The sequence below is a fragment of the Nocardia sp. NPDC051981 genome, assembly GCF_040680715.1.
GTDB lineage: Bacteria > Actinomycetota > Actinomycetes > Mycobacteriales > Mycobacteriaceae > Nocardia.
Genome location: NZ_JBFAXK010000024.1, coordinates 26,498 through 38,827, shown reverse-complemented (window position 1 = coordinate 38,827; position 12,330 = coordinate 26,498). Strand labels below are relative to the sequence as shown.

9 protein-coding genes are annotated in these 12,330 nt (G+C 69.2%); 5 read left to right on the top strand and 4 right to left on the bottom strand.

All coding sequences use genetic code 11. From position 1 onward, the window contains the following. Positions 1-80: 80 nt before the first annotated feature. Entirely contained in the window at positions 81-1,391 is a 1,311-nt protein-coding gene (locus AB0L60_RS32190; protein ID WP_364621938.1) for a nicotinate phosphoribosyltransferase, read from the top strand. Here the strand turns inward: AB0L60_RS32190 and AB0L60_RS32185 are convergent. Next, positions 1,321-1,653: a hypothetical protein gene (locus AB0L60_RS32185; RefSeq protein ID WP_364621687.1), complete on the bottom strand. Its 333-nt coding sequence runs from the start codon at positions 1,651-1,653 to the stop codon at positions 1,321-1,323. The genes AB0L60_RS32190 and AB0L60_RS32185 overlap by 71 nt on opposite strands. A gap of 59 nt (positions 1,654-1,712) precedes the next feature. Here AB0L60_RS32185 and AB0L60_RS32180 point away from each other — a divergent pair, with 59 nt between their 5' ends. Both AB0L60_RS32180 and AB0L60_RS32175 read left to right on the top strand, forming a co-directional pair. Then, positions 1,713-2,282 (top strand): isochorismatase family protein, encoded by a 570-nt coding sequence (locus AB0L60_RS32180; protein ID WP_364621685.1) that lies wholly within the window; start codon positions 1,713-1,715, stop codon positions 2,280-2,282. 115 nt (positions 2,283-2,397) lie between these two features. Next, positions 2,398-4,449: an ATP-dependent DNA helicase gene (locus AB0L60_RS32175; RefSeq protein ID WP_364621683.1), complete on the top strand. Its 2,052-nt coding sequence runs from the start codon at positions 2,398-2,400 to the stop codon at positions 4,447-4,449. Positions 4,450-4,607: 158 nt separating this feature from the next. Here AB0L60_RS32175 and AB0L60_RS32170 read toward each other — a convergent pair whose 3' ends face one another. Beyond that, positions 4,608-5,126 carry a DoxX family protein gene (locus tag AB0L60_RS32170; RefSeq protein ID WP_364621681.1) on the bottom strand — a complete coding sequence of 173 codons (519 nt, stop codon included), beginning with the start codon at positions 5,124-5,126 and terminating at the stop codon, positions 4,608-4,610. A gap of 160 nt (positions 5,127-5,286) precedes the next feature. After that, the gene (locus AB0L60_RS32165; protein WP_364621679.1) at positions 5,287-6,648 is read right to left on the bottom strand and encodes an NCS2 family permease; all 1,362 of its coding nucleotides are present in this window, start codon (positions 6,646-6,648) and stop codon (positions 5,287-5,289) included. A gap of 270 nt (positions 6,649-6,918) precedes the next feature. Here AB0L60_RS32165 and AB0L60_RS32160 point away from each other — a divergent pair, with 270 nt between their 5' ends. After that, on the top strand, positions 6,919-8,973 hold the full coding sequence (locus AB0L60_RS32160) for an AMP-binding protein (protein ID WP_364621677.1): 2,055 nt from the start codon (positions 6,919-6,921) through the stop codon (positions 8,971-8,973). 3 nt (positions 8,974-8,976) lie between these two features. Here AB0L60_RS32160 and glgP read toward each other — a convergent pair whose 3' ends face one another. Further along, a complete protein-coding gene (gene glgP / locus AB0L60_RS32155; RefSeq protein ID WP_364621674.1) occupies positions 8,977-11,571 on the bottom strand; it encodes an alpha-glucan family phosphorylase in 2,595 nt (864 codons plus the stop codon). A gap of 91 nt (positions 11,572-11,662) precedes the next feature. On the opposite strand from glgP, the gene AB0L60_RS32150 reads away from it, so the two are divergent. Further along, positions 11,663-12,322 carry a PaaI family thioesterase gene (locus AB0L60_RS32150; protein WP_364621671.1) on the top strand — a complete coding sequence of 220 codons (660 nt, stop codon included), beginning with the start codon at positions 11,663-11,665 and terminating at the stop codon, positions 12,320-12,322. Positions 12,323-12,330: the final 8 nt, after the last annotated feature.

Genomic DNA, 12,330 nt, shown 5'->3' with positions numbered 1-12,330 from the left:
CGACGTGGACGTGAGATCGATGCCCGGGCGTGGCGCACGGTCGGTGGGACGGCCGTCGATGTGCTTAGAGTGTTCCCGTGATGATCGCGGACGGACTGACCAGTACGGCCTTGCTGACCGACCAGTACGAGCTCACCATGCTCTCGGCGGCGCTGGCCGACGGTTCGGCCCAGCGGCAGTGCACCTTCGAAGTATTCGCTCGCAGGTTGCCGAACGGCCGGCGCTACGGCGTGGTCGCGGGGACCGGGCGGTTGCTGACGGCCCTGAGTGAATTCCGTTTCGGCGAACCCGAACTCGCGGTCGCCGAGCGTTTCCTGGACAACCACACCCTGGAGTGGCTGCGCGACTACCGCTTCCGCGGCGACATCGACGGCTACCCCGAGGGCGAGCTCTACTTCCCCGGCTCCCCGATCGTCACCGTGCGCGGCACCTTCGCCGAATGCGTGCTGCTGGAAACCCTCATCCTGTCCATCTACAACCACGACAGCGCCGTCGCCGCCGCGGCCGCCCGCATGGTGAGCGCCGCCGGCGGCCGCCGCATGATCGAAATGGGTTCGCGCCGAACACACGAACTCGCCGCCCCCGCCAGCGCCCGCGCCGCCTACCTGGCCGGATTCGACGCCACCTCCAACCTGGAGGCGGCCCGCAGCTTCGGTGTCCCCAGTGGCGGCACCAGCGCACACGCCTTCACCCTGCTGCACAGCGGCGCGGACGGCGCGCACGAGGCGGCCGCCTTCCGCAGCCAGGTCGAGGCGCTGGGCGTGGGCACCACGCTGCTCGTCGACACCTTCGACATCACCCGCGGGGTGGCCACCGCCATCGAGGTGGCCGGGCCCGAATTGGGCGGTGTGCGCATCGATTCCGGTGATCTGGGTGTGCTGGCCCGGCAGGTGCGCGAGCAGCTCGACGCGCTGGGCGCGGTGCGCACCCGCATCGTGGTGTCCGGTGACCTGGACGAATACGCCATCGCCGCGCTGCGCGCCGAACCGGTGGACGTCTACGGCGTCGGCACCGCACTGGTCACCGGCTCCGGCGCGCCGACCGCGGGCATGGTCTACAAGCTGGTCGAGGTGGAGGGCATCCCAGTGGCGAAACGCAGCTCCCACAAGGAGTCTCGCGGCGGCACCAAGCGCGCGGTCCGGCTGGCGCGGCGCACCGGCACCATCGTCGAGGAAATCGTCTACCCCGCCGCCGCGGCCCGCCCCGACCCGGACGGCTTCGACATCCGCGACGTCCAGGTCCCGCTGGTCCGCGCCGGCGAGGTGCTGACCGGCCGGCCCACCCTGGCGCAGAGCCGGGAACTGGTGGCCAAGAGCCTGATCAGCCTTCCCTGGGAGGGCCTGAAGCTGTCGGCGGGCGAACCGGCGATTCCGACGACGTTTCTGAGCTGACCCGCCACCACAGCCCCGCCGCGATCACCGCGGCGGGCGCGGCGAACAGGGCCGTGCGCACCAGCGCGCCCAGCAGGTCGTCGGCCTCGAACGAGATCTCGTGCCACGCCAGATTCGCCACCACACTGGCGATCTCGAACGCCACGAAGAACCGCAGGGCCATCAGCGCGGCACTTTTCATCATTTCCCCCGTTGCATCTTTCGCCTCGGCCGCGATGGAGCGACCGATGCTGCCGTGGACCGGCCGGGCGCCGGACGGCACAATGCAATACGAGCGGCGCGCCGTCGTGGTTCAGCCGCCGATTCCCGGGAGGTCCGCTCATGAGCCGAGCCCTGATCGTCGTCGACGTCCAGAACGACTTCTGTGAAGGCGGATCGCTGGCCGTCGCGGGCGGTGCGGCCGTGGCCGAGCGCATCACCGAATACCTGGGGGTCTCCGACTACACCGCCATCGTCGCCACCCGCGACTTCCACATCGACCCGGGCGCGCACTTCTCCGAGCAGCCCGACTACGTCGACACCTGGCCCCCGCACTGCCGCGTCGGCACCCCCGGCGCCGACTTCCACCCCAGCCTGAACACCGGGCCCATCCAGGAGATCTTCTCCAAAGGCGCGTACACCGCGGCCTATTCCGGCTTCGAGGGCACCGCCACCGACGGCTCTACCACTCTCGCCGGCTGGCTGCGCGCCCACGCCATCGACGCCGTCGACGTCTGCGGCATCGCCACCGACCACTGCGTCCGCGCCACCGCCCTGGACGCCCGCGCCGCAGGCTTCGACACCCGGGTCCTCCTCGGTCTCACCGCCGCCGTCTCCCCCGTGACGCTGGCCACCGCCCTGGACGAACTCCGTGCCTCCGGTATCGAACTGGCCGGAACACTGGAGAACTGACTCACTACCCGGGCGGGTGAGAAGTCCTGCCCCTGATCGGCGGAAATCGGTCCTGCCGGGCGGCCCGTAGAGGTTTGCGCGAGGGTTGTCGGGGCGGCGCAGTAATCTGGCCGCCGTGCCCGAACTGCCTCCCGTCCCGAAGCTGTTGGCCACCGCTGTGCAGGCGTTGGGGGGTAAGGAGCGCAAGGGGCAGCAGACGATGTCGGCGGCTGTCGCGCACGCCATCGATACCGGCGAGCACCTGGCGGTGCAGGCGGGGACGGGTACCGGGAAGTCGCTGGCGTATCTGGTGCCGAGCCTGCGGCACGCGGTGCGGACCGGGCGGACCGTGGTGGTGTCGACCGCGACCATCGCGTTGCAGCGGCAGCTGGTGGACCGGGATCTGCCGCGGCTGGCCGATGCGCTCGCGACGCCGCTGGGGCGGGTGCCGCGGTTCGCGATTCTCAAGGGGCGCAACAACTATCTGTGCCTGAACAAGATCAACAGCGCGATTCCGGAGGAACCGGAGGCCGAACTCTTCGACGCCTTCGCCATTTCCAAGCTGGGCCGCGAGGTGCAGCGGCTGAACGAGTGGGTGTCCGACACCGAGACCGGCGACCGGGACGAGCTCGCCCCCGGCGTCAGCGATCGGGCCTGGCGGCAGGTCAGCGTGAGTTCCCGGGAATGCCTGGGCAAGTCGCGCTGCCCGTTCGGGCAGGACTGCTTCGCCGAGAAGGCCCGCGCCGAATCCGGGCAGGCCGATGTGGTGGTCACCAACCACGCACTGCTGGCCATCGACGCCATCAGCGGCATCCAGGTGCTGCCCGAACACGATGTGGTGGTCGTCGACGAGGCGCACGAGCTGGTGGACCGGGTGACCGGCGTGGCCACCGCCGAACTGTCCACCTCGGCCATCAGCGCCGCGGCCAAGCGGTGCTCGAAACTCATCGACGAGCAGGAGGTGGACCGGCTCGAGGCCGCGGCCGAGGCCTGGCACGAGCTGCTCGACGACCTGCGGCCCGTACGCTGGGACCGGATGCCGGACGGCGCGGCCCCCGTGCTCGCGCTCATCCGCGACGCGGCCTGGAACGCGCGCACCGCCCTGGCGCCGCAGGGCGGAAGTTCCGCCACCGGCGACCCGGAATCCGCGGCCGCCCGCAATCAGGCGCTGGCGGCCGTCGAGGAGGTGCACGACGCGGCGGTGCGGGTGCTGACCACCTTCGAGGAGTCCGATCCCGCCGCGCACCGCGATGTCATCTGGCTGGCGTCGGAGGATGTGCGCGGAGTCGCGCGCCGCACGCTGCACATGGCTCCGCTGTCGGTGGGCGGGCTGCTGCGCAGCCGCCTGTTCGGTACGGCCACCGTGGTTCTCACCTCGGCGACGCTGCAGATCGGCGGCTCGTTCGACAATCTGGCGGTGACCTGGGGCCTGCCGCCGCAGTCCTCGGCGACCGTGGACCCGGCGCTGGCCACCGGCACCGAGGCCCCGTCGGACGAGAAGACGCTGCGCTGGAATTCGGTCGACGTGGGTTCGCCCTTCGACCACGCCAAGTCCGGAATCCTTTATGTGGCAAAGCATTTGCCCGCGCCGGGACGGGACGGGCTGCCGCAGTCGTATCTGGACGAGATCGAACGCCTCATCCGCGCGGCGGGCGGGCGCACCCTCGGGCTGTTCTCGTCCATGCGAGCGGCCAAGGCGGCCACCGAAATTCTGCGGGAGCGTCTCGACACCCCCATCCTGTGCCAGGGCGACGACGCCACCGGCGCCCTGGTCCGGAAATTCGCCGAGGACCCGGAAATCTCCCTCTTCGGGACACTTTCACTGTGGCAGGGCGTGGACGTTCCCGGCCCCTCGCTGAGTCTGGTGATCCTGGACCGGATTCCGTTCCCGCGCCCGGACGACCCGCTGCTGGTGGCGCGTCAGCGCGCGGTGGAATCACGAGGCGGCAATGGATTCCTGTCGGTCGCGGCCAATCATGCGGCACTGCTGCTGGCGCAGGGAACGGGCCGTTTGCTGCGCAGTGTGGACGATCGCGGCGTTATCGCAATTCTGGATTCGAGACTGGCGACGGCGCGCTATGGCGGTTATCTCCGGGCATCATTACCACCATATTGGGAAACATCCGATCCCCAAGTTGTGACAAAAGCTCTCGAAAGACTGACAAATAGTGTCGCGCAAATGAAATGAGCTTGTGAGAACAGTCACAGGGGTGGTTCCTACTTCCGATCAGAAGTAAATTAGCCTTCGATACTCCGGTGAACCCCCAATTCCCACATCGGATGTGTCCGTCGTCCCCGCGCCAAGCCCTGCACGCGGCGCGGGGACACCGAAACTTTCTTCCCGGCCTACTTCACCGCGAGGGTGACGAGCGCGGCCACCACGCCCAGCGCGATCGCCCCGGCGCCCCAGACCAGACCCTGGCGCTGCCACGGGCGGCCGGAGTCCAGCGACAGCCGGCCCGGCCCCGCGAAGGCGAAGGCGACGGCCGCCACGGCGTACACCGCCGGCAGCTCCCACATCGCGAATCCGCCACTCCAGGTGGCGTGCACGGCATTGATCATGGTGCCCAGAGCGATGGCACCGGCCAGCGGCGTCAGCAGTCCCAGCATCAGCAGCAGGCCGCCGGTGAGCTCGCTCAGACCGGCCAGGGTGGCGAAGAACTTGCCCGGGTCGTAGCCCATGCCCTGGAAACCCTGCGCGGTCGCGTCCAGGCCGTAGCCGTTGAACCAGCCGAACAGCTTCTGGGTGCCGTGCACGACCAGTCCGCCGCCGAAGCCCAGCCGGGCGACCAGCAGGCCGATGTCGGTGCCGCCGAGTCCGTTCGAGGCGGTGGCTCGGGCGGCGGCGTTCACGGTTGCGGTCATGTCGGGGTCCTCGTCTCTCGGGTCTGTACGGCTCGGCGCGATCCTATCCGGACCATGGTCCGTTTTGCAGCCTACAGCAGGTCCCCAACGAGTCCGGGCGCGAGGCTATTCCGCCTCGCGCCCGGAAAGGGATTTCGGGGTCGACCCCTGAGAGTCGGCTCTACTTGGCCAGATACCAGAAGTAGTAGAGGAACACGGCCATCAGCGCCCACATGACCGGGTGCACCTCGCGCGCACGCTTCTTGGCCACCATCACGATCGGGTAGAACAGCAGGCCCATGGCGATGCCGTTCGCGATCGAGTAGGTCAGCGGCATCATGATCACGGTGATGAACGCCGGAACCGCGTATTCCAGCCTGTTCCACTCGATTTCGCCCAGCGCCCGGGACATGAGCACGCCGACCACGATGAGCGCGGGCGCGGTCACGGCCGACACGTCGGCGAAGGTGGCGAAGATCGGGAAGAAGAACAGGGCGATCAGGAACCAGCCGGCCGTGGTCACCGCGGTGAGGCCGGTGCGGCCGCCCGCCGAGACACCCGCGGTGGATTCGACGTACGCGGTGGTCGAGGAGGTGCCGATGATCGCGCCCGCGGCGGTGCCGACCGAGTCGGCGGCCAGCGCCTGGCCCGCGCGGTCCAGCTTGCCGTCCCTGGTGAGCAGCCCGGCCTGGTTGGCGACGCCGATCAAGGTGCCGGAGGCGTCGAAGAAGTCGACGAACAGCATGGTCAGCACGACGACCACCATCTTCCCGGTGAAGGCGTCGGGCAGGTGGACGATGGCCTGGCCGAAGGTCTGATCCAGCCCGTGCGGCATGGCGGCGACCGAATTCGGCAGCTGCACCAGGCCGGTGACGATGCCGAGCACGGTGGTGCAGAGGATGCCGTAGAGCACCGCGCCGTGCCAGCCGAGCGTCAGGAAGACGACGGTCACGACCAAGCCGAAGAGCGCCAGCAGGGTGGTGCCGTGATGGAAATTGCCCAGGTGCACGAGCGTGGCCGGGTCGGAGGTGACGATGCCCGCGCTCTTGAGACCCAGGAACGCCACGAACAGGCCGATGCCCGCGCCGACCGCGAGCTTCATCTGCATGGGGATGGCTTCGATGATCTTCTCGCGCACCTTGGTGACGGCGAGGACGAAGAACACGACACCGGAGATGAGGGTGCCCGAAAGTGCTTGCTGCCACGGGATTCCCATGTGCAGGACGACTGTGTAGGCGAAGAAGGCGTTGAGGCCCATGCCCGGCGCGAGCGCGACCGGATACTTGGCCCACAGACCCATGACCAGGGTGCCGAAGATGGCGGCGACGGCGGTCGCGGTGAAGACGGCCTGGAACGGCATGCCCTTGTCGCCGAGGTCGCCGTGGTCGCCCAGGATCCGCGGGTTCACGGCGAGCACATACGACATGGCCAGGAACGTGATGGTTCCCGCCATGACCTCGCGCTTGAAGGTGGATCCGTGTTCGCTGATGCCGAAGTACGCGTCGACGCGCCCCTTGGTACGCGTGAGGACGTCGGTGGTCATATGGGGTGTCTCCAGTCGGCGGGAGGGTAGAAGGCTGCCGTGGGCACCGTACTGGTCCGGATGGCACGATCTGTCACTGACCCCGCGAATTGTGGGCAATCACACCTGCCTCAGCGTTGTATTTCCGGTGCCGCCCACGCAATTCGTCGGCTATTTAAATAACTACTGGCCGGTAATTAAAGAGTCTTGACCCCTATTGCCTGGAACGTTACAAATACGTATTCCGCCGGAGGTGTTCAGGGGAACCGGCCAGGCAGAAGTAGTACGCCAGTGGTAACCGATGTCATCGACGCGGTCGCGGACTTCGCGATCGACCGCCAAGCGATCTGGGATGTCCTGGTCGACCCGCAGACCTACGCCCGGCTATTTCCCGGAATCGGCGCGTGCGAACAACTCGACACCGTCGATACGCATCCCACGCTGAATATGCGCGTCGGCGGCAATGGCATCGAAATCCGGGTGCTGCGAGTGCAACTGCACCTCACCCGCGCCGGCGAGAGCTTCGAGCTGCACTGCCCCGAACAGGGCAGCTTCGCGACCGTGCGCCTGCACGGCGACACCCGGCACACCCGGATCTACGTCACCTACTTCAAGGCCGGGCTGGTGCATCCGCTACCCGCGCAGCTGCCGAACTCGGCGGTGGTGGCCTGGACGCTGGCCGGGCTCCGGCGGGTCGGCGACCTGGTCCAGGGCACACCATCCTCGCTCATCGTCAATGGCGAGGATTCGCGGATGCGGCTGCAGGCCGGGGTGGTCAAGCGGATGGTGGCCTCCGGTGTGGTGCGCACCTACCGGCCGGACGTGGGTCTGCGGCAGATCGGCGGACTGGCCAAGTGGGGCTTCAGCCTGGCCGGCGGCTATGCGGCGGGGGCCGCGCACTCGCCCCAGCGGCCGGCCGTCATCGACGACCGGTATTCCAGCACCTTCGACCAATTGCACGCGCGCAGTAGCGCTCTGGCTGGCGCATTCGCCGCGCTGGGGTTCGGGCCCGGCACCGCGATCGGGCTGCTGTGCCGCAATCACACCGGCATGGTCGAGTGCATGGTGGCGGCGGGCAAGGCGGGGGCGGACGCGGTGCTGCTCAATACCGGGCTGCCCGCCCGGCAGGTCGAGGAGATCGTGGAGCGGCATCGGCTGTCGGCGCTGTTCGCGGACAGTGAATTCGAGCAGCTGGTGCGGTATCTGCCCACCGAGCTGCCGCGCTTCACCACCGACGACGCGGCAGCGGATCCCGGGCGCACCACCATCGAGGAACTCATCGCCATGCGCCAGGAGCCGCCCCGCAAGCCGCCGCGGCCGGGCCGGCTGGTGGTGCTCACCTCGGGGACCAGCGGCACGCCGAAGGGCGCGCGGCGGCCGCATCCCAGGGGTTTCGGGACGGTGGCGGCGCTGCTGTCGCGAATTCCGTTCGGCACCAACGAGACCATGTTCATTCCGGCTCCGCTGTTCCACACCTGGGGGCTGGGGGCCCTGCAGATCTCCACGGCCGTCCGGGCGACAGTGCTGCTGGGTGACCGCTTCGACGCCGAGGACTGCCTGCGCCGCATCGCCGAGCACAAGGTGACGGCGTTGATCGTGGTGCCGATCATGGTCAACCGGATCCTGGACCTGCCCACGGATGTTCGCGCCCGCTACGACCTGTCCAGCCTGCGCATCGTGGCCAGTTGCGGGGCGCCGCTGGCCGGCGCGACGGTGCTGGCGTTCCTCGACGCCTTCGGCGAGATCCTCTACAACGTGTACGGCTCCACCGAGGTGTCGTGGGCCTCCATCGCCGATCCGGCGGATCTGCGCGTGTCCCCCACCACCGCGGGGCGGCCGCCGCTGGGCACGAAACTCGCGGTGCTGGGCCCGGATCGGCGTCCGGTGCCGGTGGGGGCGACCGGGCGCATCTTCGTCGGCAATCACATGCTGTTCGACGGCTACACCGACGCCACCCCGCCCGACGAGGCCGACGGCATGCTCGACACCGGCGACATCGGCTACCTGGACGCCTCCGGCAAGCTGTTCGTGGCCGGCCGCGACGACGAGATGATCATCTCCGGCGGCGAGAACGTCTTTCCACGCGCCGTCGAGGAGGCCCTCTCCCAGCTGCCACAGGTGAGCGAGGTCGCCGTGGTGGGCGTCCCGGATCACGAATTCGGCCAGCGCCTGGCCGCTTTCGTGGTCAAACGGCCCGGCTCCGGCCTCGACTCCGACATGGTCCGCAACTACATCCGCCACCGCGTCAGCCGCTTCTCCGTCCCCCGCGACGTCACGTTCCTGGATGCGTTGCCCCGCAACCCCACCGGGAAGATTCTCAAACGGACGCTGATCGCGCCCACCTGATCGTCAGGGACTGGGCGTGGCGATCAGGCCGAGTTCGGCGTCCGTGGCGAGGAGCGGGTGGTGCGGCAGGATGCGGATCGTGTATCCGACCGCGCCGGACAGCGGGACGGGCGTCTGGATGGTGAAAATGTCGGCGCCGGAATCGGTTCCGGCATGGCGCATGGAGAAGGTGTGGACGTCGGTCAGGTCGTCGGTGGGTGAGACCCGGCCGAGCACGGCCTGCACGCTGACGTCGGCGGGGGCGAGGCCGCCGAGGTCGATGCGGGCGCGCAGGTCCAGGTCCGCGCCGATGACCGGGATGTCGGGCAGGCCGGAGCTGTCCACCTGCAGGACTTTGACCGTGGGCCAGGCGGATTCGACACGGCGGCGGTACACCGACAGGTCCTGTGCGCCCTTGAAGTCGTTGGCGGACACCGCTTCATAGGCCGCGGCGGCGGGCGCGTAGTAGTCGACGGCGTAGTCGCGGACCATACGCGAGGCCAGCACCTTCGGGCCGAGCGTCCGCAGGGTGTGGCGGACCATTTCCATCCAGCGGGCCGGCAGGTCGTCGTGGTCGCGGTCGTAGAAGCGCGGCAGCACAGCGCGTTCCAGCAGGTCGTAGAGGGCCGAGGCCTCCAGGTCGTCGCGGCGATGCTCGTCGCGGACGCCGTCTGCGGTGGGAATGGACCAGCCGTTCTCGCCGTCGTACATCTCGTCCCACCAGCCGTCGCGGACGGACAGGTTGAGGCCGCCGTTGAGGGCCGACTTCATGCCGGAGGTGCCGCAGGCCTCGAGCGGGCGCAGCGGGTTGTTGAGCCAGACGTCGCAGCCCCAGTACAGGTAGCGGGCCATGGACATGTCGTAGTCGGGCAGGAAGACGATGCGGTGGCGCACGGCCGGATCGTCGGCGAAGCGGACCACCTGCTGGATGAGCGCCTTGCCGCCCTCGTCGGCCGGATGGGATTTGCCGGCGACCACCAGCTGCACCGGATGCTCCGGATCGAGCAGCATGGCGCGCAGGCGTTCCGGGTCGCGCAACATGAGGGTGAGGCGCTTGTAGGTGGGGACACGCCGGGCGAAGCCGACGGTCAGCACGCCCGGGTCGAAAACCTCGTCGATCCAGCCGAGTTCGGCGCTGGCGGCGCCGCGTTCGAGCCACGAGTTGCGCAGCCGGCGGCGCACCTCCTCGACGAGGATGCCGCGCAGGGCATTCCGGGTGGACCACAGTTCACGCAGGTCCACATCGCACAGCCGCTCCCAGCCGCGGGCCTCCTCGACCAGTTCCGCGCCGATGAGCTCGCGGGCCTTGTCGATCCATTCGCGCGCGGCCCAGGTGGGGGCGTGCACGCCATTGGTGACCGAGCCGATCGGGACTTCGCTCGCGTCGAAGCCCGGCCACAGCGGCGCGAACATGGCGCGGCTGACCTCGCCGTGCAGCTTCGACACGCCGTTGGCGCGCTGGGCCAGGCGCAGGCCGAGGTGGGCCATGTTGAACACCGACGGATCGGCCTCGCGTCCCATGGCCAGGATGCGGTCCACGGAAACGCCCGGCAGCACCGGTGATTCCCGTTCGCCGTGCGCGCCGCCGAAGTACCGGCGCACCAGGGAGCCGGCGAAGCGGTCGATGCCCGCGGGGACCGGGGTGTGGGTGGTGAAGACGGTGCCGGCGCGGACCGCGGCCAGCGCGGAGTCGAAATCCATTCCGGCGGCCATGAATTCGCGGATACGCTCGATGCCGAGGAATCCGGCGTGGCCCTCGTTCATGTGGAAGACGTCGGGATCGGGCAGGCCGTTGGCGCGGGTGTAGGCGCGTACCGCCCGGACGCCGCCGATGCCGGCCAGGATCTCCTGCTTGATGCGGTGGTCCTGATCGCCGCCGTAGAGCCGGTCGGTGACGGCCCGCAGTTCCGGGTCGTTGTCGGCGATATCGGAGTCCAAGAGCAGCAGGGGAATCCGGCCCACCTGGGCGATCCACACCCGGGCCCGCAGCACCCGCCCCTCGGGCATGGCCACGTGCACGAGCACCGGCGCGCCGGCTGTGCCTTCCCCCGCCCCACCACCCCCGCCGGTGAGCAGCCGCAGCGGCAGCCCCATCGGGTCCAGGGCCGGATAGTGCTCGGCCTGCCAGCCGTCGGCGGTCAGGGACTGCCGGAAATAGCCGGAGCGGTACAGCAATCCGACGCCGATGAGCGGCAGGCCCAGATCCGAGGCGGCCTTGAGATGGTCGCCCGCCAGAATCCCGAGCCCGCCCGAATAGTTGGGCAGCACCTCGGTGACGCCGAACTCCATGGAGAAGTACGCGATCCCCCGCGGCCCCCGCTGCTGCTTCTGGAACCAGCGAGGGCGGTCCAGATAGTCCTGCAGATCGGCCGCCGCGGCATCGACCCGCCGCACGTAGGTCTCGTCCGCGGCGAGCTCGTCGAGCCGGGCCGCGGGCACCTCCCCCAACATCCGAACGGGATCGTGCCCGACCTCGGTCCACAGCCGGGGATCCAGCTCCGCGAAAACATCCTGGGTAGGCCCATGCCACGACCAGCGCAAATTGGTCGCCAGCTCGGTCAATGCGGACAACCGCTCCGGCAGATGGGCACGAACGGTGAATCGACGCAATGCCTTCACCCCTGTAGACCCTACCTGGGGATCCGTCTGCCCAGCTCACTACCGGTGCCCCGGCGCGAGCATCCGGTAAGCAACCGATAACGTGTTTCACATGAGCGAGCAGCAGATCGAGGCGGTCGAAGGACAGCCCACCCAGGAGCATCACGAGGGCGGGTTCCGGCCGATCCGAGAACTGGGCCGCGACAACACCAAGGGTGGAGCGCACTACGGGGAGTTCATCGACGAGGTCCGGGGGCTGATGGACCGGGTGCGGCTGGCCGATCCGGCCGACGCGCTGGCGCTGGACGTGATCGCCACCCTGAAGGAGCTCAACGACAAGCTCGACGCGGCGGTCGTCGACGAATGGGACGCGCCGGCGTGGCATCGCAACGACCTGCCCGCGCGCGGCAACATCACGCTGCCGCCGTTCGAGGTCGACGCCGCGGGCGAGGACGGGGTGCGGGCCCGCATCACCTTCCGCACCTTCCACCTGGGCGGCAACGGTGCGGCCCACGGCGGCCACATCGCCCTCGGCTTCGACGACCTGCTCGGCATGACGGCGGCGCTGTACACCAGGCAGGCCACCCGCACCGCCTTCCTGCACGTCGACTACCGGTCCATCACGCCGCTGAACACCGAGCTGGTGCTGCGCGGCTGGGTGGAGCGGCAGGAGGGCCGCAAGGTGTTCGTGCGCGCCACCCTGCACGATGGCGACCGGCTGTGCGCCGAGGCCCACGGCCTGTTCGTGCTCCTCAAGCCGGGCCAGCAGTAGCCACTCCG